General features: G+C 44.9%; 17 protein-coding genes and 1 pseudogene. 10 read left to right on the top strand and 8 right to left on the bottom strand.

Annotated features, from left to right (window positions below):
- Window positions 1-295 precede the first annotated feature (295 nt).
- Together guaA (H8S52_RS11505) and guaA (H8S52_RS11510) are read left to right on the top strand one after the other, a co-directional pair.
- Window positions 296-1,849 (top strand): glutamine-hydrolyzing GMP synthase, encoded by a 1,554-nt coding sequence (gene guaA / locus H8S52_RS11505; protein WP_117985320.1) that lies wholly within the window; start codon window positions 296-298, stop codon window positions 1,847-1,849.
- Between the two features lie 40 nt (window positions 1,850-1,889).
- Window positions 1,890-3,197, top strand: a complete 1,308-nt coding sequence (gene guaA / locus H8S52_RS11510) for a glutamine-hydrolyzing GMP synthase (RefSeq protein WP_117985321.1) — start codon at window positions 1,890-1,892, stop codon at window positions 3,195-3,197.
- An 88-nt stretch (window positions 3,198-3,285) separates the two neighbouring features.
- On the opposite strand, the gene H8S52_RS11515 is transcribed toward guaA (H8S52_RS11510), so the two are convergent.
- A complete protein-coding gene (locus H8S52_RS11515; RefSeq protein ID WP_117985323.1) occupies window positions 3,286-3,972 on the bottom strand; it encodes a Crp/Fnr family transcriptional regulator in 687 nt (228 codons plus the stop codon).
- A gap of 176 nt (window positions 3,973-4,148) precedes the next feature.
- Between H8S52_RS11515 and H8S52_RS11520 the strand changes: the two genes are divergently transcribed.
- From H8S52_RS11520 to H8S52_RS11535, 4 genes are all read left to right on the top strand, one after another.
- Window positions 4,149-4,745, top strand: a complete 597-nt coding sequence (locus H8S52_RS11520) for a MarC family protein (RefSeq protein WP_117955785.1) — start codon at window positions 4,149-4,151, stop codon at window positions 4,743-4,745.
- Window positions 4,746-5,118: 373 nt separating this feature from the next.
- On the top strand, window positions 5,119-7,059 hold the full coding sequence (locus H8S52_RS11525) for a glycogen debranching enzyme N-terminal domain-containing protein (RefSeq protein ID WP_186909863.1): 1,941 nt from the start codon (window positions 5,119-5,121) through the stop codon (window positions 7,057-7,059).
- 14 nt (window positions 7,060-7,073) lie between these two features.
- Window positions 7,074-8,339, top strand: coding sequence for a glycosyltransferase family 4 protein (locus H8S52_RS11530; protein WP_186909864.1), 1,266 nt, complete (start codon window positions 7,074-7,076; stop codon window positions 8,337-8,339).
- 17 nt (window positions 8,340-8,356) lie between these two features.
- Window positions 8,357-9,757, top strand: a complete 1,401-nt coding sequence (locus tag H8S52_RS11535) for a glycoside hydrolase family 57 protein (RefSeq protein ID WP_117901639.1) — start codon at window positions 8,357-8,359, stop codon at window positions 9,755-9,757.
- A gap of 220 nt (window positions 9,758-9,977) precedes the next feature.
- On the opposite strand, the gene H8S52_RS11540 is transcribed toward H8S52_RS11535, so the two are convergent.
- Both H8S52_RS11540 and H8S52_RS11545 read right to left on the bottom strand, forming a co-directional pair.
- Window positions 9,978-11,552 carry a DUF4270 domain-containing protein gene (locus H8S52_RS11540; protein ID WP_060386267.1) on the bottom strand — a complete coding sequence of 525 codons (1,575 nt, stop codon included), beginning with the start codon at window positions 11,550-11,552 and terminating at the stop codon, window positions 9,978-9,980.
- Window positions 11,553-11,577: 25 nt separating this feature from the next.
- Window positions 11,578-12,396 (bottom strand): glycogen/starch synthase, encoded by an 819-nt coding sequence (locus H8S52_RS11545; RefSeq protein ID WP_005657908.1) that lies wholly within the window; start codon window positions 12,394-12,396, stop codon window positions 11,578-11,580.
- 245 nt (window positions 12,397-12,641) lie between these two features.
- Between H8S52_RS11545 and panC the strand changes: the two genes are divergently transcribed.
- Window positions 12,642-13,487 (top strand): pantoate--beta-alanine ligase, encoded by an 846-nt coding sequence (gene panC, locus H8S52_RS11550; RefSeq protein ID WP_117985328.1) that lies wholly within the window; start codon window positions 12,642-12,644, stop codon window positions 13,485-13,487.
- Between the two features lie 22 nt (window positions 13,488-13,509).
- Window positions 13,510-13,863 carry an aspartate 1-decarboxylase gene (panD, locus tag H8S52_RS11555; protein ID WP_005657904.1) on the top strand — a complete coding sequence of 118 codons (354 nt, stop codon included), beginning with the start codon at window positions 13,510-13,512 and terminating at the stop codon, window positions 13,861-13,863.
- A 79-nt stretch (window positions 13,864-13,942) separates the two neighbouring features.
- On the opposite strand, the gene H8S52_RS11560 is transcribed toward panD, so the two are convergent.
- From H8S52_RS11560 to H8S52_RS11580, 5 genes and pseudogenes are all read right to left on the bottom strand, one after another.
- On the bottom strand, window positions 13,943-16,249 hold the full coding sequence (locus H8S52_RS11560) for a bifunctional dihydroorotate dehydrogenase B NAD binding subunit/NADPH-dependent glutamate synthase (RefSeq protein ID WP_186909865.1): 2,307 nt from the start codon (window positions 16,247-16,249) through the stop codon (window positions 13,943-13,945).
- A 331-nt stretch (window positions 16,250-16,580) separates the two neighbouring features.
- Window positions 16,581-17,855, bottom strand: a complete 1,275-nt coding sequence (serS, locus tag H8S52_RS11565) for a serine--tRNA ligase (protein WP_005657900.1) — start codon at window positions 17,853-17,855, stop codon at window positions 16,581-16,583.
- A 158-nt stretch (window positions 17,856-18,013) separates the two neighbouring features.
- Window positions 18,014-18,283, bottom strand: a complete 270-nt coding sequence (rpmA, locus tag H8S52_RS11570) for a 50S ribosomal protein L27 (RefSeq protein ID WP_005657898.1) — start codon at window positions 18,281-18,283, stop codon at window positions 18,014-18,016.
- Window positions 18,284-18,306: 23 nt separating this feature from the next.
- Window positions 18,307-18,624, bottom strand: coding sequence for a 50S ribosomal protein L21 (gene rplU, locus H8S52_RS11575; RefSeq protein WP_009122535.1), 318 nt, complete (start codon window positions 18,622-18,624; stop codon window positions 18,307-18,309).
- Between the two features lie 397 nt (window positions 18,625-19,021).
- Window positions 19,022-19,729, bottom strand: a pseudogene (locus H8S52_RS11580) (HAD family hydrolase); the annotation flags it as partial.
- Between the two features lie 226 nt (window positions 19,730-19,955).
- On the opposite strand from H8S52_RS11580, the gene H8S52_RS11585 reads away from it, so the two are divergent.
- Entirely contained in the window at window positions 19,956-22,181 is a 2,226-nt protein-coding gene (locus H8S52_RS11585) for a GH92 family glycosyl hydrolase (protein WP_186909867.1), read from the top strand.
- A gap of 19 nt (window positions 22,182-22,200) precedes the next feature.
- Window positions 22,201-22,737 carry an RNA polymerase sigma-70 factor gene (locus H8S52_RS11590; RefSeq protein ID WP_117906592.1) on the top strand — a complete coding sequence of 179 codons (537 nt, stop codon included), beginning with the start codon at window positions 22,201-22,203 and terminating at the stop codon, window positions 22,735-22,737.
- Window positions 22,738-22,814: the final 77 nt, after the last annotated feature.

A 22,814-nucleotide genomic window follows, 5' to 3' on the forward strand; every position in this document is an offset into this window, starting at 1 on the left:
GTCGCTGCAAGCACTTGGCTATGACGGTGGCGAATCTTGTCGTAATACATCAATTGAACTTTTTAGGCCACAAAGATAAGTCAAAGAACGCTTTAATCAATTATTCGATATAAACTCTATTTTATAAATCCAACAAATTCTTTAGTTTCTTGAGGAATAAGCGGTGCAGGTGTGTTCTGCTCTGAATATATAGCTGCTTTTTGTTTTTTGCTCTAAACAAATTTTGCCATATTTTGCTTTCTGCTCTAAACAAATTCGTATCTTTGTGCTCCAAATTACTAACACCTCTGTTTCTATGCAAGAAAAGATTATTATTCTTGATTTCGGCTCACAGACCACGCAGCTTATAGGCCGTCGGTTACGCGAGCTGAATGTATATTGCGAAATTGTACCTTACAACAAATTTCCCCAGGGAGATGCAAGTGTAAAAGGAGTTATCCTTTCGGGTAGCCCCTTTTCTGTTTATGATAAGAGTGCATTCAAGGTGGATTTGAGCGGGATTCGTGGGAAATATCCCATCCTGGGTATCTGCTACGGTGCACAGTTTATCTCTTATAGTAACGGTGGACGGGTAGAACCGGCAGGAACCCGCGAGTATGGACGTGCCTATCTCGATTCCTTTGATTCGGAGAATATCCTTTTCAAAGGGGTAAGGAAAAATACTCAGGTATGGATGAGTCATGGGGACACGATTACTGCCATCCCCGATAACTTCAAGATTATAGCTTCTACGGATAAGGTAGCAATTGCCGCTTACCAAGTGGCTGGTGAGAAAATATGGGGAGTACAGTTCCATCCGGAAGTGTTCCATAGCGAGGACGGTACGCAGATGTTGCGCAACTTTGTGGTGGACATTTGCGGTTGCAGCCAGAGTTGGAGTGCCGCATCGTTTGTAGATACCACTGTTGCTGAACTGAAGGAACAGCTTGGTAATGACTGCGTTATCCTGGGACTGAGTGGCGGTGTGGATTCTTCGGTAGCCGCCGTATTGCTGCATCGTGCCATCGGTAAGAATCTGACTTGTATTTTTGTAGATCATGGTCTGCTTCGTAAGAATGAGTTCAGGAATGTGATGCACGACTATGAGTGTCTGGGACTGAACGTGATTGGCGTGGATGCCAGCGAGAAATTTTTCAAGGACTTGGAAGGAGTGACCGAGCCTGAGCAGAAGCGTAAAATTATCGGTCGCGATTTTATCGAAGTATTCGATGCTGAAGCACACAAGATAACCGATGCCCGCTGGTTGGCGCAAGGTACTATTTATCCCGACCGCATTGAAAGCTTGAACATTACGGGCAAGACTATCAAGAGCCATCACAACGTGGGCGGTCTGCCCGAGGAGATGAACCTCCGTCTGTGCGAGCCGTTACAGTGGTTGTTCAAAGATGAGGTTCGTCGTGTGGGACGTGAATTGGGAATGCCCGAACATCTGATTACCCGTCATCCTTTCCCCGGTCCGGGATTGGCTGTCCGCATTCTGGGGGATATAACACCGGAGAAGGTATGTACCCTGCAGGAAGCCGATGATATTTTCATTCAGGGCTTGCGTGACTGGAAAGTGCAGGATGCTGCAGGAAACGAGACATCGCTCTACAATCAGGTGTGGCAGGCAGGTGCTATCCTTCTGCCTGTGCAGAGTGTAGGTGTGATGGGTGACGAACGTACCTATGAACGTGCAGTGGCTTTGCGTGCCGTGACTTCTACCGATGCCATGACGGCGGACTGGGCGCATCTGCCTTACGAATTTCTGGGCAAGGTGTCCAACGATATTATAAATAAGGTGAAAGGTGTGAACCGCGTAACCTATGATATATCTTCAAAGCCACCCAGCACAATAGAATGGGAATAAGACCGACTGAAATTATTAACTTAAAAAACAATATAGAAGAATGAAGCAGGATATGATTGTGATTCTGGATTTGGGAAGTCATGAAAACACGGTGCTTGCCAGAGCGATTCGTGCGTTGGGAGTATATAGCGAAATCTACCCGCACGACATTACCGCCGCCGAACTGAAGGCCTTGCCGAATGTGAAAGGTATTATCATCAACGGTGGCCCCAATAATGTGATTGATGGGGTATCCATCGACGTACTGCCCGAAATTTATGAAGCAGGATTCCCTGTAATGGCTGCCGGTCATGATAAGGCTTTGTGCGAAGTGAAGCTTCCCCGGTTTACAGATGATGTGGAAGCTATTAAAAATGCGGTTAAGTCTTTTGTATTCGATACTTGCAAGGCTGAAGCCAACTGGAATATGACAAATTTTGTCAACGACCAGATAGAACTGATACGTCGCCAGGTAGGTGACCGTAAGGTATTGCTGGCGCTGTCCGGCGGTGTGGATAGCTCTGTGGTGGCTGCTCTTTTGCTAAAGGCTATCGGTGACAATCTGGTGTGCGTACATGTGAATCATGGACTGATGCGTAAGGGTGAGTCGGAAGCCGTTATCGAAATTTTCAAGAATAAACTGAATGCGAACCTTGTCTATGTGGATGCCACGGATCGTTTCTTGGATAAGCTGGCAGGCGTGGCCGACCCCGAACAGAAGCGTAAGATTATTGGTGGTGAGTTTATCCGTGTCTTTGAGGAAGAGGCCCGTAAGTTAGATGGTATTGACTTCTTGGGACAAGGCACTATCTATCCTGATATTGTAGAGAGTGGAACCAAGACTGCCAAGATGGTGAAGTCTCATCATAATGTGGGCGGTTTGCCTGAAGATTTGCAGTTTGAATTGGTAGAGCCGCTGCGCCAGTTGTTCAAGGACGAAGTGCGTGCGTGTGGTCTTGAACTTGGTTTGCCGTATGAAATGGTGTATCGTCAGCCTTTCCCCGGACCGGGATTGGGGGTACGTTGCCTGGGAGCTATCACACGTGACCGTTTGGAGGCTGTTCGTGAGTCGGACGCTATCTTGCAGGAAGAATTCCGGTTGGCAGGTCTGGATAAGAAAGTATGGCAATATTTCACTGTTGTACCCGATTTCAAGTCGGTAGGTGTACGTGATAATGCCCGTTCTTTTGACTGGCCTGTCATTATCCGTGCCGTTAATACGGTGGATGCCATGACTGCTACTATTGAGCCGGTAGAGTGGCCTATATTGATGAAGATTACCGACCGTATTCTCAAGGAGGTGAAGAATGTAAACCGTGTTTGTTATGACATGTCTCCGAAGCCCAATTCTACCATTGAGTGGGAATAAAATTATAGGCTGATTATTTTCAGACGCGCGATGACGCGGATGACATGGATTGTTTTTTCTTAAGTCTGTGTCATTCGCGTCATCTGCGTCAAAGCGATAGCTGATATAAGTTTTCAGACAGCTTCTTTGCATCGGGTATTACGATTTCTCCGCGATGTAATTCTACCAGTCCTTTTGCTTGCATGTTATTGAGAGTCTTTGATACCCCTGTCCGGGTATCGTTGACGATTTGCGCCAAATCTTCCATTTTTATTTTCAGTGCTTTCTCGCCCGATAAGCGTTCTGCATGGCTAAGAATGAAGTAGGCAATGCGTGCCTCGAGATTATCACCGCACACAGCCCATAAGCGGTTGTGCAGCATTTGAGTGCGGCTGCTGATAATATTCATGTAATTCAAGCGGAATATTTCGTAATTGAAGAGCTCTTTCACTACAAATGCTTTGCTGATACTGACCGTATGCACTTCGGTTCTTGCCCGATATGTAGAAGCATAATGCGTTTTCATGCCGAATATGGAGTGAGCCTCAATCAGGAAAGGGGCTGGAAAATATTCGGTGAAGCAGTAAGAAGAATCGGCGGATGATGTGGAAGATGCAATTTCTCCTTTTAGGATGAAGACCAGTTCATGACAGGCGCCCCCTTCTTTTAAAAGAAGCTCACCTGACTTATATTTTGTGAAGTGCAATTTGACCTTTTCCAAAATACGGGTGAAGTCTTCTTGGGCAAGTCCCTGAAACAGGGGTAATTGTAATAACGTATCAAACATTGTTTCCATATCATTCTCATCTTCTGGTTTAAGAACAAAAGTAGATATAATCGAACTCTGCCGTAAACACTTGCCCTTTCTTTTTGTTTTTTTTATTATTTCTTAAACGTGCTACTCATTCACTTTTAAGAAATTTTGCGAAATACATAAAAATAGATTATTTTTGTAGAAAAAAGGAGGGACATATGTTTTCAGCATTTAATTGGCAGCAGATGACCAGTGCTTTTATCGTGCTGTTTGCCGTGATAGATATTATAGGCTCTATTCCTATTATTATCAATTTGAAAGAAAAGGGGAAAGATGTAAATGCGCTGAAAGCTACATTAATATCGTTTGCCTTGCTGATTGGTTTCTTTTATGCGGGTGATATGATGCTGAAATTGTTTCATGTGGACATTGAGTCATTTGCGGTGGCCGGTGCGTTTGTTATTTTTCTGATGTCGCTGGAAATGATTCTTGATATTGAAATCTTTAAAAACCAGGGGCCGATTAAAGAAGCAACGCTGGTTCCGCTGGTCTTTCCGCTATTGGCCGGAGCGGGAGCTTTTACCACTTTACTCTCTTTGCGTGCTGAATATGCCAGTATTAATATTATCATTGCATTAGTCTTGAATATGATATGGGTATATTTTGTTGTCAGCATGACCGGGCGGGTAGAACGTTTTTTGGGTAAAGGCGGCATCTATATTATCCGTAAATTTTTTGGCATTATCCTGTTGGCAATTTCAGTGCGTTTGTTTATGGCTAATATTTCATTGCTGCTGGACAGCTTTCATCATTAGTTCTCTTTCTCTTTTTCCTGTAGAAGAAATTGTAACAACTTTTCCGTAAAGGAAGATATTAAAAGGTATCATAGGACAACTTCCCGTGTGTTAAAATCCACGGTCTATTCCTGCTTCCAAGAATCCAGATGTGGATAAAGCGGATAAATAAAAATAGTGGTATACCATAGTCAGAACTATTTGTAGCCCGTCATGCTTCCTATATTGTACAGGGATTTATCATTTTCGTACAATGCTTTGGATTATTTGCCTGAAAAGCGAAAAAAAAAGACTTTTTATTTTGCGTGTAGGCTTTAATTCGTATTTTTGGGCATTGCTACAAGCTTTGTAGCGCATATACCTGAAATAATTAACCTTTAAATAATGCACAACTATGAGTTATTTACGATTTGACAAGACCCTGATGGTTAATCTGCAAGAATCTTTGCCAAGGGAGATACTTCGGACTAACAAATCAGGAGCCTATCATTGTACAACGATTGTAGATTGTAACACACGCAAATATCACGGCTTGTTGGTAATTCCCGTTCCCAACCTGGATGATGAAAACCATGTGCTGCTGTCTTCTTTGGATGAAACAGTGATTCAGCACGGTGCAGAGTTTAACTTGGGATTGCACAAATATCAGGGGAATAATTTTAGCCCGAACGGACATAAGTATATCCGTGAGTTTGATTGCGAGCATATCCCGGCAACTACTTACCGTGTGGGAGGCGTTATTCTCCGCAAAGAGAAAATTTTTGTACACCATGAGAACCGGATACTGATTCGTTACACCTTGGTCGATGCCCATTCGGCAACAACACTTCGGTTCCGTCCCTTTTTGGCATTCCGTAGCGTACGCGAATACACGCACGAAAATGCACAGGTAAGCCGTGATTACCAACCGGTGGAAAACGGTATTAAAACCTGTATGTATCCCGGTTATCCGGAACTTTATATGCAGTTGAACAAAAAGAACGAATTTCATTATCAGCCGGATTGGTATCGTGGCATTGAATATCCGAAAGAACAGGAACGCGGTTACGATTTTAATGAAGACCTGTATGTACCCGGTTATTTTGAAGTAGATATAAAGAAAGGTGAAAGTATCGTTTTCTCTGCGGGTATCTCCGAAATTTCACCGCGTAAGCTAAAACAGACTTTTGAGGCTGAGGCAGAAGACCGTACTCCACGTGACAGTTTTTATCACTGTTTGAAAAATTCGGCTCACCAGTTTCACAATAAGCAAGGAGAAGAACATTATGTACTTGCAGGCTACCCCTGGTTTAAATGCCGTGCGCGTGACTTGTTTATCTCTTTACCGGGGTTAACCTTGGCTGTGGACGAACAAGATGAGTTCGAGGATGTTATGAAAACGGCGGAAAAGGCTATCCGTGCTTTCATTGAGGATAAACCCGCAGGTTATAAAATCTATGAGATGGAACATCCCGATGTGCTTTTATGGGCAGTGTGGGCTTTGCAGCAGTATGCCAAGGATACATCGCGCGAACAATGCCGCTTGAAATACGGCAAGTTATTGGAGGATATTATGAATTATATCTGCGAGCGTAAGCATGATAATCTTTTCTTGCATGAAAACGGTTTGCTTTACGCAAATGGTAAGGAAAAGGCAGTTACCTGGATGAACTCTACGGTTAACGGGCATCCTGTAATCCCTCGCACCGGGTATATTGTTGAGGTGAATTCGCTGTGGTATAATGCTTTGCGTTTTGTTGCGGACATTGTGCGTGAGGGTGGGAATGACATTCTTGCAGACAAATTGGATGCTCAGGCAGAAATAACAGGAAAATCGTTTGTGGAAGTTTTTCGTAATGAGTACGGTTATCTGTTTGATTATGTAGACGGTTATATGATGGATTGGAGCGTTCGTCCCAATATGATATTTGCTGTTGCTTTTGACTATTCTCCATTGGATAGGGCACAGAAGAAGCAGGTACTTGATATTGTGACAAAAGAATTGCTGACTCCGAAAGGTCTGCGTACATTGAGCCCTAAGAGTGGGGGGTATAATCCAAATTATGTCGGTCCTCAGATTCAGAGAGATTACGCATACCATCAAGGCACAGCCTGGCCGTGGCTTATGGGCTTTTATATGGAAGCGTACCTGCGTATATATAAGATGAGTGGTATTTCGTTTGTAGAGCGGTATCTGATCGGTTTTGAAGATGAGATGACGAGCCATTGCATAGGTTCTCTGCCCGAGTTATTCGATGGAAACCCGCCGTTTAAAGGAAGAGGCGCGGTATCGTTCGCCATGAATGTGGCGGAGATTCTGCGTATCTTGAAATTGTTGTCTAAGTATAATTTATAGGAGGAGGAACGAAGATGAAAGTTTTAATGTTTGGTTGGGAATTTCCTCCCAAAATATATGGTGGCCTTGCAGTTGCATCATACGGAATCACGAAGGGTTTGAGTCAGCAGGGAGATGTGGAGACTACTTTCTGTATGCCTAAGCCTACAGGTGAAGAAGAGAAATTCTTGAATATAATCGGTATGAACCAGGTGCCTATCGTGTGGCGTGATGTTGATTACGATTATTTGAAGTCTCGTTTGTCGACAATGAGTCCGGAGCAATATTATGCTTTGCGCGACCATATTTACTCGGATTTCTCCTATATACACGTCAATGATCTTGGTTGTATGGACTTTGCCGGCGGTTATCCCGGAAATTTGCACGAAGAAATCAATAACTTCTCGATTATAGCCGGAGTTGTGGCACGTCAACAGGAATTTGACATTATTCATGCGCACGATTGGCTGACATATCCGGCTGGTGTACATGCGAAGATGGTGAGTGGCAAACCGCTCTGTATCCATGTGCATGCAACAGATTTTGACCGTTCGCGGGGGAAGGTTAACCCCACGGTTTATTCCATGGAAAAAAACGGAATGGATTATGCCGACTGCATTATGTGTGTGTCGGAACTTACCCGTCGTACTGTTATCAACGAGTATCATCAAGATCCAAGAAAGGTATTTGCCATGCATAATGCGGTGTACCCGCTTTCGCAAGAATACCAGGATATTCCGCGTCCTGAACATTCGAAAGAGAAGGTCGTGACTTTCCTCGGACGTATCACTATGCAGAAAGGTCCGGAATATTTTGTGGAAGCTGCTGCACTGGTGTTGCAACGTACCCGCAACATCCGCTTTGTGATGGCCGGTTCGGGTGATATGCTGAATGCCATGATTAATATGGCTGCCGAACGTGGCATTGCAGACCGTTTCCATTTTCCCGGCTTTATGAAAGGTAAACAAGTGTACGAAGTTTATAAGAATAGTGATGTATTCGTTATGCCTTCCGTTTCCGAGCCTTTCGGTATCGCCCCGTTGGAAGCCATGCAGTGCGGAACTCCCTCTATCATTTCCAAGCAATCCGGATGTGGTGAAATCCTCGATAAGGTAATTAAGACCGATTATTGGGATATTCATGCTATGGCGGATGCTATTTATTCCATCTGTATGAATCCGTCTTTATTCCATTATCTTCAGGAAGAAGGAAAGAAAGAAGTGGACGGAATTACCTGGGAAAAGGTGGGCTTGAGAATCCGTGCTCTTTACGAGGATGTGTTAAGAAACTATGGTAAATAATAAAACAACAAATACTAATGAGAACTATCTGTCTTTATTTTGAGATACATCAAATTATACATCTGAAACGTTATCGTTTCTTTGATATTGGTACAAACCATTACTATTATGATGATTATGCCAATGAAACAAGTATTAATGAAGTTGCCGAACGTTCGTATATTCCTGCACTGAATACGCTTATTGGGATGGTGAAGGATTCGGGTGGTGCGTTTAAAGTGGCTTTATCCATCTCAGGTGTGGCATTGGAGCAACTGGAAATCCATGCACCTGCTGTAATCGACCTATTGCACCAGCTCAATGATACGGGATGCTGTGAGTTCTTGGCTGAACCGTACTCTCATGGACTTTCTTCTTTAGCTAATGAAGATTGCTTCAAGGAAGAGGTGATGCGTCAGAGTGCTAAAATGAAACAAATGTTTGGCAAAGCGCCCAAGGTGTTCCGTAACTCCAGTCTGATTTACAATGACGAAATTGGTGCCATGGTGGCAAGTATGGGCTTTAAGGGAATGCTGACTGAAGGAGCAAAACATGTGCTTGGCTGGAAGAGTCCGCACTATGTGTACCATTGTAATATGAATCCGAACTTAAAGTTACTGTTGCGCGATTTTAAACTGTCGGATGATATTAGTTTGCGTTTCTCGAATTCCGAGTGGAACGAATATCCGTTGTTTGCCGATAAGTATATCAGTTGGATCGATGCATTCCCGCAAGAGGAGCAGGTTATCAACATATTTATGGAGCTTTGTTCATTAGGGATGTCACAGCCTCTATCCTCCAATATTCTGGAATTCTTGAAGGCATTGCCTGCATGTGCTAAGGAAAAAGGCATTACTTTCTCAACTCCTACCGAAATTGTTACCAAGTTGAAATCCGTTTCACAATTGGATGTACCTTATCCTATGTCGTGGGTGGATGAAGAAAGAGATACAAGTTGCTGGTTGGGTAATGTAATGCAGCGTGAGGCTTTCAATAAACTGTATAGTGTGGCCGAGCGTGTACATATCTGCGATGACCGTCGCATCAAGCAGGATTGGGATTATTTGCAGGCCAGCAACAACTTCCGCTTTATGACGACCAAGAATAGTGGGGTAGGGTTGAACCGCGGTATCTATGAATCACCGTATGATGCTTTCACCAACTATATGAATATTTTGGGAGACTTTATCAAGCGTGTTGATTCTCTTTATCCGGTGGATATTGATAACGAGGAGCTGAATGCTTTGCTTACTACAATCAAGAATCAGGGGGATGAAATAGAAGAACTTCATAAAGAGTTGGAAAAAGCGCAGAAAAAGTTGGAAAAGGAAAAAGCCGCTGAGAAGAAAAAAGAACCGAAAGATACTTCTAAGCCTGCTACAAAGTCTACTGCAAAGAAAGTTACGGCAAAGAAGCCTGCTGCCAAGTCTGCCAAATAGCACTATCTGGCTTTAGATAATGTTAGTCCTCCATGCTTTATTTGAGAGTATGGAGGACTTTTTTTGTAGCTTGGATTAATTCTATTCTGCTTATGCCAGAACCTTCTCTTTCTTTAAAGTAAACTATAAACCAAAATCTTCATTTATAAAAACTAAACTTCGGTTTTTATAAATGAAGATTTTTGTATATAAAGATATAGAATCTAAGTTCCTGCTTTTTTTACTTATTGAAAGAAGTATATGTAACCTCTATTTGCAATTTGGTTCCACCCTGTTCCGGGTCTCCACCTTTCAGCTTGGCATACGTAGGCTTTAAGTCATGCTGAATACCAATTATGGAAGGAGTAGTGCTGTTTGTATCGTAGGTCACAACTACGGGGATTATTACTACTTTATCCCAATCCTTTCCTTCGCCTTCGCTCCATTCTGTTTCCCATGCAGTTTCATTCCACGATGTACCTGCCGCTTCTTTGGCTTTCTGTTTGGCGGCCTTTTTTTCATTGATGCAAGCAGAAACCAGACGGGCTATATTCATAAAGGTGTATTGGTTGGTTTCGATACTGTTGTGAGTTGCGACAAAAGAGGTTACATTGTTTGCAAGCTCATTGTTGACAAAGAAAGAATCCATGTCTTTTTTACGCAGCAACAGTACGGTTTCCGGTGCACTCATGCTGAATTTATACTTGTTACTTTCCTGATTATAGTTTGTGAAAGTCAGCTTGACGGCATTCAGTGTGTCGTTTGACAACTCTTCATGTATTTTATCATAGGGCAAGGTTGCCTCTGTAAAGATACCTGCAGGCGATTTGAGATAACTCCAACCGGTTTCATTCGCTTTCTTGATTAATTCCTCGGAACTTTCAAACTTATTGGCTTGAATAACTTCTTTGGTGGAGGCAAACACTGTTGCCGTACTATAATATAAAGAGTCTTTACCGTCTTTTTTGGTGAGCTTCACTCCTAAACTGTCTACGTAATGAAAGCGGAATTGCATTTGCAGGTCCACACGGTCAACGTATAAAATTGTTCCGTCTCCGTAATCCGTCTTAATATAGACTCCTTTCAATACATTGTCAATAAACTTCTCCGAGTTTTTGAAGAAATCGTTTTCTCCTCTTTGGTAGGCTCTGTTCAACTGCAGGAGTTCATTTCCAAACTGCTTGCTTAGAGGCAGAGTTACATTGGGATAAAAAAGACTGTTTCCATTAGAGTCGGTAGCATTTCTTACAGAGTCGGGAACAGAGGTATCGTAAGCAGTATATGCTTTGTGTAACTCAAAATAACCGGTTTTTTCAAAATGCGGCTTGTCAGTTTCGTTTCCGTAATATTCTTTCGGATTAATATCGGTATAGTGCTTGTTTTCTAATCTTTTGTCCAGCTCATATACCGACATTCTGCATGGATTTAAGGAATCTCCGAACCATGAAGAGTAGTATATTGTCAACTGTGCTGAAACGACGGTATCACCCGCCATTGTTCCCACATGCTTTTCCGGGTCGTATACTGCGGGGAATTTGAAGTCATCCGTACAGTTCAGCTCAGTCAGGAAGCTGGCTTCGTAGCTTCCAAAACCTTCGGGAGCAGGATCGGTGAATTTACCTACATATCCCGTACTTGTCTTGGCATAAACTTTTTCTGCAAGGAGAGATTTGGTGGTGACATCAAAAGTCGTAGTTGTGGCTGAAATACCGTCAGAATCAGGTAACATGCTCATGCCCAATGTGCCGGTATTGTCATCGCATCCGTAGAAAGCCAGAATTGCAAAAAGCAATATCCCTAAATATTTTACTTTCATAATTCTTCGTATTGATACTTTATTTTTATTCTGCTCCCCAAACCTGGTCGTAGAAGTCGTTGCAGGCATCTGCAAAGATTTCGGGAGATTGATAGCCTAAGACAGGCTTGCCGATTTGGCGGGCATATGCTATTACTTCCTCATTCACGTGTTCGCTTTGCTGGATGACACCGTCGGAATAGTCCACCGCCAGTTTGCAGAGAGCTGTATAGTCCACCGGCTCTTTCAAATCGGCAACGTCTTTCTTACTGATACCCTTCAGAAGAAGCTTGCTGGCAAAATCGGGATGGAACGGTTCCTTGAAGTCATTGTCATAAAGTGAAAAGACAACTTTTGCATCCCTGAATGACGGTTCGTCTTTATACGCTTTCTTGATATACAGCGGTGCTAATGCAGTCATCCAACCGTGGCAGTGGATGACGTCCGGACACCAACGCAGTTTCTTGACTGTTTCCAATACACCGCGTGCATAAAAAATAGCGCGTGCATCGTTGTCTTCATATTCAACGCCGTTCTCATCAACCACTTGCAGGCGGTTCTGAAAGTAATCGTCGTTGTCGATAAAGTAAACTTGCATGCGGGCAGACTGTATGGAAGCTACTTTAATGATAAGCGGATGGTCGGTATCGTCAATGATAAGGTTCATGCCGGAGAGACGTATCACTTCGTGCAATTGGTTTCTGCGCTCGTTGATGTTTCCCCATTTGGGCATAAACGTTCTGATTTCTCTGCCTTTTTCTTGGATTGCTTGCGGCAGGTTTCTGCCAACAAGGGACATTTCGGATTCTGAAACGTAAGGGGTAATTTCTTGTGTTATAAATAAAACCTTGTTCGCTTTTGTCATAATAACGATGTTCTCAATTATTCTGCAAAGATATAAAAAAAATCGGGCAATAAAGCAAGACGAGCTCATCTATAATTCCTTATGAATTGTTAACTATTTGTATATCAGCGATAAAAAGGGCTGGATACAGCTTTGGGTATGGAATGACTTTTGCATTAATTTATGATATTTCTTCTTTATGTGGTAAATAATAGCTTATTTTGCATCGTTTTGCGAACAACTAAGTTATTATATAACCAATAAAAATGGAAATAGTACATACTATCAAGGACTTGCAGGCCGGACTTTCGGCTATGAGAGCCCAGGGTAAGAAGGTCGGCCTGGTACCTACGATGGGGGCCTTGCATGCCGGTCATGCTTCATTGGTAAAACGTTGTGTGGCGGAGAATGATGCCGCTGTAGTCAGTGTTTTTGTAAATCCTACTCAGTTTAATGACCAGAATGATTTAATCAAATATCCCCGTACGCCGGAAGCTGATTGTCGTTTGCTGGAAGAATGTGGGGCTGCGTTTGTTTTTGCGCCGGCAGTGGAGGAGATGTATCCGGAACCGGATACGCGCCGATTCAGCTACGCACCTTTGGACACGGTAATGGAGGGAGCCTTTCGTCCGGGACACTTTAACGGTGTGTGTCAGATTGTGAGCAAGTTGTTTGATGCGGTGCAGCCGGATCGCGCCTATTTTGGTGAGAAGGATTTTCAGCAATTGGCCATTATCCGTGAAATGGTGCATCAGATGAAGTATCCGTTGGAGATTGTAGGTTGTCCCATCGTACGTGAGGAAGACGGCTTGGCGCTGAGTAGCCGCAATGCCCGTTTGTCTGACGAGGAACGCAAAAATGCCTTGAAAATTTCGCAGACTTTATTTGAAAGTCGTACCTTTGCGGCTTCGCATACGGTTGCTGAGACACAGAAGTTTGTGGAAGATACCATTGTAGCCGCTCCCGGCTTGCGTCTGGAATACTTTGAACTGGTGGACGGTAATACGTTGCAGAGGATTGCCGATTGGGAAGATACCTCGTATGCCGTGGGTTGCATTACGGTGTTCTGCGGAGAAGTCCGCCTGATTGACAATATCAAGTATAAGGAATAATAAACATAAAAAAGCCAATCTTATGATGATTGAAGTGTTGAAGTCTAAAATCCATTGCGCCCGTGTTACGGAAGCCAACCTCAATTATATGGGGAGCATCACGATTGACGAGGATTTGATGGATGCCGCTAACATGATTGCCGGCGAGAAGGTTTATATTGCCGACAATAATAACGGTGAACGTTTTGAAACTTACATCATTAAAGGCGAGCGCGGTTCGGGCAAAATCTGTTTGAACGGCGCGGCAGCCCGCAGGGTTCAACCGGATGACATTGTTATTATCATGTCGTATGCATTGATGGACTTTGAAGAGGCCAAGACGTTTAAGCCGACGGTGATTTTTCCCGATCCGGTGACAAACAAGGTGGTGAAGTAAGTTCTGTATCAGATAGAAAGAAAAAGAAAGCGTATCGTTCATTGCGATACGCTTTCTTTCTTTTTATGGTGAAGCTTCTTTAGTTCTTCAGTTGTTCATTCATCGCTGCAGCAGCTTTCCGCCCGTCGCCCATAGCAAGGATTACGGTAGCGCCGCCACGGACAATGTCGCCACCGGCATAAATGGTCGGTATGGACGACTGCATGTTGTCGTTTACGGCAATCGTACCTTTGCGCCCCAATTCAAGTCCTTTGATAGAACTCGGAACAATCGGATTAGGAGATACACCCACGCTGACAATGGCAAGGTCAATGTCAATCGTTTCGGTAGCTCCCGGAATGGGGACAGGACTGCGGCGTCCGGAAGCATCGGGTTCGCCCAGTTCCATTTTCTGAAGAACCACCTGTTTTACTTTTCCTTGCTCGTCGGCAATGTATTCTATCGGGTTGTGGAGTGTAAGGAATTCCACACCTTCTTCCTTGGCATGTTTCACTTCCTCGATGCGTGCGGGCATTTCTTCTTCCGAGCGGCGGTAGATAATCATAGCGCGTTCGGCGCCCAGGCGGCGGGCTGTGCGGACGGAGTCCATAGCCGTGTTACCGCCACCGATAACGGCTACGCATTTACCGAAGGGCACGGGCGTATCGGAATCTTCGCTGGCGGCATCCATCAGGTTGACGCGTGTCAGGTATTCGTTGGACGATAGGATATTGATGGAGTTTTCGCCGGGGATGTTCATAAAGTTCGGCAGTCCGGCACCGGAAGCGACGAATATGCCTTTGAACCCTTCTTCTTCCAGTTGTTCTACGCTTAATGTCTTGCCAATGATGCAGTCCTTGATAAACTTCACACCCATTTGGGCAAGGTTCTCGATTTCTACATCCACAATCTTGTTGGGCAGACGAAACTCGGGGATACCGTATTTCAATACGCCGCCGATTTCGTGCAGTGCCTCGAATACGGTAACATCGTAACCATATTTCGCCATATCTCCGGCGAAAGACAGGCCGGCAGGTCCCGAACCGATTACAGCAATCTTAATGCCGTTCTTTTCTTTGATTTCCGGAACGGAGATTTGTCCGCTTTCCCGCTCGTAATCTGCGGCGAAGCGTTCCAGATAACCGATGGCAACCGGCTTTTCGTTCATCTTTAAGTGGATACATTTGGATTCGCATTGCTTTTCCTGCGGACACACACGACCGCAAACAGCGGGCAATGCGCTGGTTTCTTTCAATGTCTTGGCTGCTTCCAGAAACTCGCCGCGTTCTATATTCTTGATGAAACGGGGTATGTCTATACCTACGGGGCAACCCTCCATGCACCCCGGATTGGCGCAGTCCAAACAACGCTTGGCTTCTGTCAGGGCCTGTTCTTCGGTCAATCCCCGGTTCACTTCTTCCTTGCGGCTGTGTGAACGGTATTCCGCATCCAACTCGTTCATTTCCACGCGGGGAATGGCAGTACGCTCTTTGGCTTTCATGGATTTGCGCAACTCTTGGCGCCAAGCGGCATTGCGGCTTTTTTCATCTTCTGCCTGAGTGTTTTCGCCGGTTGCCTGACAAGTTTGCGGTTCTTCCAGTTTATGCATTTCTTCGCGTTCGATATTTTTGAATGCACCCATGCGTTTCAGCATTTCGTCGAAATCTACCTGGTGACCGTCGAATTCGGGACCGTCTACGCATACAAATTTGGTTTTACCGCCGATGGTGATACGGCAGGCGCCGCACATTCCGGTTCCGTCTACCATGATGGTATTCAAGGATACATCGGTGGGTATTTCGTATTTCTTCGTCAGCAAACAAACGAATTTCATCATAATGGCCGGGCCGATACAGAAGCATTTGTCTACTTTCTCGCGTTTGATAACATCTTCCACACCTTCCGTAACCAAACCTTTACGGCCGTATGAACCGTCGTCCGTCATGATAATGACCTCGTCGGAGCTTTCGCGCATCTCTTTTTCAAGGATAATCAGCTCTTTGGTGCGTCCTGCCAGCACTGTAATCACACGGTTACCGGCAGCTTTCAATGCCTGCACGATGGGAAGCATCGGGGCTACACCCACACCGCCACCGGCGCAAACAACAGTTCCGAAGTTCTCGATATGGGTGGCTTGTCCCAGTGGACCGACAACATCGGTTATATAATCACCTTCATTCAGCTCACACAAGCGGGTAGATGAGAGACCTACTTTCTGTACAACCAAAGTGATAGTTCCCTTTACAGGGTCGGCAGAGGCAATGGTCAGCGGCATGCGCTCGCCTTTTTCGCCTACACGTACTATTACAAAGTGTCCTGCCTTGCGCGATTTAGCAATTAACGGTGCTTCAATTACTAATTTGAAGACCTTTTCAGAGAAATGTTCTTTGCTAATGATTTTATTCATTATCTTATAATTTTGTTGGTGTAATTACGCGATTTCTTTCAGAATGATAGATTTTGCAAAGATACGGGTTATTTGTTAATAACAAAGAATGTGCAGGGAAAAAAGAGGCAGAGGGAAGGGATGAAAGGGTTTTGAGGATAGAGAATGAACTTTTAAGGGAAGAGGAACTTGAGGAGTGAGGGGACAATTATGGGGATTTTAGTTTTGACACACATTCCTGTAAGATATAAGACTTTCAGCCTTCTGCTTTGTATGAAAAGTGCGTCAGAATAATAGGAATTTTATATTCTGACGCACCTTTTATTATTTTGAATGAGGAAATGATGTTTCCTTAGTCAATCATCTCAAATCCTGTATACGGAACCAGTGCTTTCGGAATGCGGATACCTTCCGGTGTCTGGTTGTTTTCCAATAGCGCTGCTACGATACGCGGCAGTGCCAGTGCAGAACCGTTCAGTGTGTGGCAAAGCTCTGTTTTCTTTTCCGCTGTACGGTAGCGGCATTTCAGGCGGTTGGCCTGGTAAGTGTCGAAGTTGGATACCGAACTTACTTCCAGCCAGCGTTTCTGTGCTTCGGAGTACACCTCGAAGTCGAAGCAAAGGGCAGCTGTAAAACTCATATCGCCACCACACAGACGCAGGATGCGATAGGGCAGTTCCAGTTTTTGGAGCAATCCTTCCACATGGTCCAACATCTCTTGGTGAGACTCTTTGGAATGTTCCGGTTTGTCGATGCGTACCAATTCTACTTTGGAGAATTCGTGCAGACGGTTCAAGCCGCGCACGTCTTTACCGTATGAGCCTGCTTCGCGACGGAAACATTGTGTATAAGCGCAGTTTTTGATAGGGAGCTGCTTTTCGTCAAGGATTACATCGCGATAGATATTCGTTACGGGAACTTCGGCAGTCGGAATCAGATACAAATCGTCCACTTCGCAATGGTACATCTGACCTTCTTTATCGGGCAACTGGCCTGTTCCGTAACCGGAAGCGGCATTGACCACTGTCGGCGGCATTATTTCCGTATAGCCCGACTTGCGTGCCTCGTCCAGGAAGAAGTTGATGAGCGCACGTTGGAGCTGTGCGCCTTTTCCTTTATATACAGGGAAGCCCGCACCCGTGATTTTAACACCCAGGTCAAAGTCTATCAGGTCGTATTTCTTGGCCAGTTCCCAGTGTGGAAGCGCATCTTTGGGAAGTTCGGTTTCCATACCGCCCATTTTTTCCACCACATTGTCATCGGCGCCTACACCTTCGGGTACGCTGTCGTAAGGAACATTGGGGATTGTATAGAGCAGGTTCTGCAGGTCGGTTGCGGCTTGGTCCATTTCTTCCTGCAATGCCTTGTTGGCTTCTTTCAATTCGGCTACACGGTTTTTGGCAGTCTCTGCCTCGTCTTTCTTGCCCTCTTTCATCAGCATTCCGATAGATTTGGACAGGGAATTGACTTCCGACAGGTTCTTATCTAAGATTGTTTGGGTGTTGCGTCGTTTGTTGTTGGTTTCCAGCACTTGCTCAATGGTTTCTTTGGCGTTTTTGAAGTGCTTTTTCTCCAGTCCGCGGATTACCGCGTCGGTATTGTCTGTAATTTGTTTAATGGTAAGCATATCTTATACTTGTTTTTATGATATTCCGGATTTGTGAGGGCAAAGATAGTGCAAATCAAAAGTATTACAAAAAAGAAACTTGCTTATTTTTGCGCTTAAAAAGAAAGGGATGCAATCTGTCTGATTGCATCCCTTCGCTTTATTTTTTGTCCGGAAACTTATGCTTCTGCATTTTCGGCGGGAATAACAGAAACGAATCTTCTGTCTTCTCTACCTACTTTGAATTGTACAGTTCCGTCTACCAAGGCGAAAAGAGTGTGGTCTTTACCCATACCGATGTTGTTACCCGGATGGAATTCAGTACCTCTTTGACGAACGATGATGTTACCTGCCTTGCAAGCTTCGCCACCAAATATCTTAACGCCTAATCTCTTGCTCTGTGATTCGCGGCCGTTCTTAGAACTACCGACACCTTTTTTATGTGCCATTTCTTCTTACTGTTTTAATTTGATTAAGCTACTACTTCCTTAATTGTTAACTCTGTGAATTGCTGACGGTGACCGTTCAGTTTGCGATAACCTTTTCTTCTTTTCTTGTGGAAAACAAGAACCTTGTCGCCTTTTACCAAACCGGAAACAACTTCGCAAACTACCTTTGCGCCTTCTACAGTAGGAGCACCTACAGTGATGTTGCCGTCTTTGTCTACCAAAAGAACTTTCTCGAATTCTACTGTTGCACCGGCTTCAGCGTTTTGCATGTGGTGTACAAACAGTTTCTTGCCAGCTTCTGCTTTGAATTGCTGGCCGTTGATTTCTACAATTGCGTACATTTCTTATATATAATGTATAAGTTAGCTCCGTCGGGTGGCCTCTAATCACTTAGAATACACTTAATTAAACCCGGTGCGGAATAATCGGGCACAAAATTACCTCTTTTATTTGGAACGGACAAATCTTTCTTTCTCTTTTTTTAGACAATTAATATTTCGTGCTTAAACAAATGCTTCTCCATAAGCCGGGATGTTCCGGGAGTGACGTTAAGCGGTGGAGATGCGAAGGCTTATTCGTTCCACCGCGGGGAACATTCTGTTCCACCGTGGAGGAAGTTTTATTCCACCATGGCGGAACAAAACTTTCTCCATAGCGGAACGATTTAATTGTGGCAAGGTATTTCCTTAAGCATTATATAAGGAGGAGAAAGCAAAAGAGAGCGGCAAATGCAGCTAAGAGGAGCAGCAGAAGCGCGATGCGGCGTACACTGATGTTCTTGGGAGGTGCAGAGGCGGGCAGTGGTTCCCGTTCTAACAATTCCTCCAGGCTGCTCATTATTTTCTTGTGCGGGTATTTCTTCAGTTCTTCGGCGGTGGTCATGCCGTGCGTGATGCCTGCAAAATCCACTCCGGCCTTTTGTGCGGTTTCTGCATCTACCGTACTGTCACCGATGTATAGTGTTTCGGCCTTGGTGGCATGGAGTTGCCTGATGGCAAGCAGCAGCCCTTCCGGTGACGGCTTGGGCGTTTGCACATCTTCTCCGCCGACGATGATGTCAAGAAAGTCTTCGGGAAAATGCTGGTCCAGCAGCTCCTTGATGCGGTAACGGAATTTGGTGGATATAATTCCGATGCGGGCGCCTGAATCTTTCAAGGCTGCCAGTACCGATTTGGTTTCAAGGAAAAGCACGGTGTTGACGGTCATGTGCGTATCTGCCTCTTTTATATATTCTTTTTTGAATTCAGCCAACTGGCGGGTATCGGTTACACCGGAAAGAATGGAAAAAGATTCTTCCAGCGTTTTGCCGATGGTGCGCTTGATGTCGTTGTCGGTCGGGCGGGTATAGCCGTGGCGGTTCAGCACGTTGCGGAAACAGGTGACGATGCCGCGTGAAGAATCGGCAAGCGTATAATCGAAGTCAAAGAGGTAAGTTGTATAGTTCATTTGTTTTTTTACGCAAACATAAATAAAAAACATGAGTTCCGAATACTTTATCTTGTAGAAAACTCTCTTTATCCGTTTTGGCGATACGGACGAAAAAATATGCAAAAAGTGTGAAAACATACACATTTTTTATTATATTTGTATTCAGACATACTTATGGAAATAAGTGTTATTTCATGTTGGGTTGTTTTAATAAGCAGTTTGAATATGTTAACCGTATCATATTATGAAAATATTGAGATCCATTTGTACAGTCTTACCTGTCCTGTTGCTATCCTCTTGCATGCAGCGGGACGCTCTGAAAGCCGCAGGCGAATGTTATGCAGACTATGTAAATCCGTTTATCGGTACTGATTTTACCGGGAATACGTATCCCGGCGCACAGGTTCCCTTCGGTATGGTGCAACTCAGTCCCGACAACGGGCTTCCCGGTTGGGACCGCATTTCGGGATATTTTTATCCCGACAGTACGATTGCCGGTTTCAGTCACACCCATCTCTCGGGTACGGGGGCGGGCGATTTGTATGACATTTCTTTTATGCCGGTAACCCTTCCTTATAAAGAGGCGGAAGAACCGTTGGGCATCCACTCCCGGTTCTCGCATGCCGATGAGGCGGCAAGCGCAGGTTACTATCGCGTGCTCCTGAAAGATTACGATATCAACGTAGAGCTTACTGCAACCGAGCGTTGCGGCATTCAGCGCTATACCTTTCCCCAGGCTGATGCAGCCGTTATCCTGAATTTGAGGAAAGCCATGAACTGGGACTTTACGGAAGATTCCTATGTAGAGAAAGTGGATTCCGTTACTATTCAGGGCTATCGTTTTTCTGACGGATGGGCGCGCGGTCAGCGCATCTTTTTCCGTACACGCTTTTCCCGTCCCTTTGAGACGATGCAGCTGGATTCGGCAGCAGTCCTGAAAGATGGAAAAAGAATCGGGACTTCGGTCATAGCACGTTTTGACTTTAAGACGGCAAAGGGAGAACAGCTCCTTGTGAGTACGGCCATTTCGGGGGTCAGCATGGAAGGGGCAGCGCGTAATCTGGCGGCGGAAGTACCTGATGATGATTTCGATAAATACCTTGCTGCCGCACGCAAAAACTGGAACGGGCATTTGTCACGGATAGAAATCGAGTGCGACAATCACGATGAAAAGGTGAAGTTTTACACGGCTCTTTACCATTCGATGCTGGCTCCTACCATCTATGCCGATGTGGACGGTTCTTATTACGGGCCCGACAGGCAGGTACATAAAGCCGACGGGTGGACAAATTACAGCACTTTCTCCTTATGGGATACGTACCGTGCTTCTCATCCGCTTTATACTTATATAGAGCCGGCGCGTGTGAACGACATGGTAAAATCCTTCCTTGCCTTTTATGAGCAGAACGGCCGCCTGCCGGTATGGAATTTTTATGGCAGCGAAACGGATATGATGATAGGCTATCACTCCGTACCGGTCATTGCGGATGCCTGTCTGAAAGGTATAGGGGATTTTGATGCTAAGAAGGCTTTGGAGGCTTGCGTGGCTACAGCTAATATGGATGATTATCGGGGCATCGGCCTTTATAAGAAGCATGGATATGTGCCTTACAACGTGACGGATAGCTATAATGCAGAGAACTGGTCGCTCTCCAAAACCCTGGAGTATGCTTACGATGATTACTGTATAGCACGCTTGGCCGAGAAGCTGGGTGAGCGGCAGGTAGCGGATGAATTCTACAAACGTTCGCAGAATTATAAGAATGTATATAATCCGCAGACATCTTTCATGCAGCCGCGTGATGACAGGGGAGCTTTTGCAGACGGTTTCTCGCCGGATGATTATACACCACATATTTGCGAAAGCAACGGTTGGCAGTATTTCTGGTCGGTGCAGCAGGATATTGACGGGCTGATAGCCCTGACTGGCGGGAAGGAGCGCTTTGCGCAGAAGCTTGACAGTATGTTTACGTACCGTCCTGCCGATGATGAGGAACTTCCTATTTTCAGTACCGGTATGATAGGGCAGTATGCGCATGGCAATGAACCGAGCCATCATGTTATTTATCTGTTCAACAAAGTGGGGCAACCCTGGAAAACCCAGAAGTATGCGTCGGAGGTGATGCGTGAGTTGTATAAGAATACGCCCGCCGGTTTGTGCGGTAATGAGGATTGCGGGCAAATGTCTGCCTGGTATGTATTCAGCGCCATGGGATTCTATCCTGTAAATCCGGTCGGCGGTGAGTATGAAATAGGTACGCCGCTGTATCCGGAGGTAAGGATGCGGTTGTCCAATGGCAAAACCTTTACGGTTCTTGCTCATGGGGTGAGCGGGAAGAATAGGTATATCCGGTCGGTGAAGCTCGACGGAAAGCCTTATGACAAAAGTTATATTACGCATGAGCAGATAATGAACGGCAGTATTCTGGAGTTCGAAATGGGAAGTGAACCCGGAAAAGCATGGTATTGAGCTTACCTTGAAATAATATATGGAAGATGAGTTTGACATAGTGTACAGGCAACTGTTCCGGAAATACTATGCGAATCTGTTGTTTTATGCAACGCGCATGGTAGGGGAGGAAGATGCCGAAGATGTGGTGCAGGAAGTGTTTGTGGAGCTCTGGCACAGAAGAGACAGTGTGACAGTGGGCGAGCAGATACAGGCTTTTCTGTACCGGGCGGTTTATACCCGTGCACTGAATGTGTTGAAACATCGCGACATCAAGAACAGCTATGAGGCAGCCATGCAGGAAGTGTACAATAAGCGTGCCCTGTTTTACCAGCCGGATGACAACGATGTGCTGAAACGGATAGAAGACCGGGAATTAAGGAAGCATATCGTCAGCGCCATCGACGAATTGCCGGAAAAATGCAAGCTGGTATTTAAGCTCAGCTACTTGCACAATATGAAGAATAAGGATATTGCCGAAGCGATGGATGTATCGCTCCGTACGGTAGAGGCTCATATGTATAAGGCATTGAAATTTTTGCGCAGCCGGCTGGAAGGTTATATCCGGAACAAATAGTTGTAAGGTTTTGATTGTAAGATAAATATTTTTTGTTGAAAAAAAGTGTTTGTTCGCGTAAGTGTTTTCCATAGGTG

Origin of the sequence: Bacteroides sp. NSJ-48, assembly GCF_014287405.1 — a bacterium.
In the GTDB taxonomy this organism is placed as follows: Bacteria; Bacteroidota; Bacteroidia; order Bacteroidales; family Bacteroidaceae; genus Bacteroides; species Bacteroides stercoris.

Bases quoted from the DNA above. Each gene is read 5' to 3' on its own strand.
- serS (WP_005657900.1), bottom strand. From the start codon at position 17,855: ATGCTTACCATTAAACAAATTACAGACAATACCGACGCGGTAATCCGC.
- guaA (WP_117985320.1), top strand. From the start codon at position 296: ATGCAAGAAAAGATTATTATTCTTGATTTCGGCTCACAGACCACGCAG.
- panD (WP_005657904.1), top strand. From the start codon at position 13,510: ATGATGATTGAAGTGTTGAAGTCTAAAATCCATTGCGCCCGTGTTACG.
- H8S52_RS11520 (WP_117955785.1), top strand. From the start codon at position 4,149: ATGTTTTCAGCATTTAATTGGCAGCAGATGACCAGTGCTTTTATCGTG.
- H8S52_RS11530 (WP_186909864.1), top strand. From the start codon at position 7,074: ATGAAAGTTTTAATGTTTGGTTGGGAATTTCCTCCCAAAATATATGGT.
- H8S52_RS11590 (WP_117906592.1), top strand. From the start codon at position 22,201: ATGGAAGATGAGTTTGACATAGTGTACAGGCAACTGTTCCGGAAATAC.
- H8S52_RS11535 (WP_117901639.1), top strand. From the start codon at position 8,357: ATGAGAACTATCTGTCTTTATTTTGAGATACATCAAATTATACATCTG.
- H8S52_RS11545 (WP_005657908.1), bottom strand. From the start codon at position 12,396: ATGACAAAAGCGAACAAGGTTTTATTTATAACACAAGAAATTACCCCT.
- rplU (WP_009122535.1), bottom strand. From the start codon at position 18,624: ATGTACGCAATTGTAGAAATCAACGGCCAGCAATTCAAAGCAGAAGCT.
- rpmA (WP_005657898.1), bottom strand. From the start codon at position 18,283: ATGGCACATAAAAAAGGTGTCGGTAGTTCTAAGAACGGCCGCGAATCA.
- H8S52_RS11525 (WP_186909863.1), top strand. From the start codon at position 5,119: ATGAGTTATTTACGATTTGACAAGACCCTGATGGTTAATCTGCAAGAA.
- H8S52_RS11560 (WP_186909865.1), bottom strand. From the start codon at position 16,249: ATGAATAAAATCATTAGCAAAGAACATTTCTCTGAAAAGGTCTTCAAA.
- H8S52_RS11540 (WP_060386267.1), bottom strand. From the start codon at position 11,552: ATGAAAGTAAAATATTTAGGGATATTGCTTTTTGCAATTCTGGCTTTC.
- H8S52_RS11585 (WP_186909867.1), top strand. From the start codon at position 19,956: ATGAAAATATTGAGATCCATTTGTACAGTCTTACCTGTCCTGTTGCTA.
- H8S52_RS11515 (WP_117985323.1), bottom strand. From the start codon at position 3,972: ATGGAAACAATGTTTGATACGTTATTACAATTACCCCTGTTTCAGGGA.
- guaA (WP_117985321.1), top strand. From the start codon at position 1,890: ATGAAGCAGGATATGATTGTGATTCTGGATTTGGGAAGTCATGAAAAC.
- panC (WP_117985328.1), top strand. From the start codon at position 12,642: ATGGAAATAGTACATACTATCAAGGACTTGCAGGCCGGACTTTCGGCT.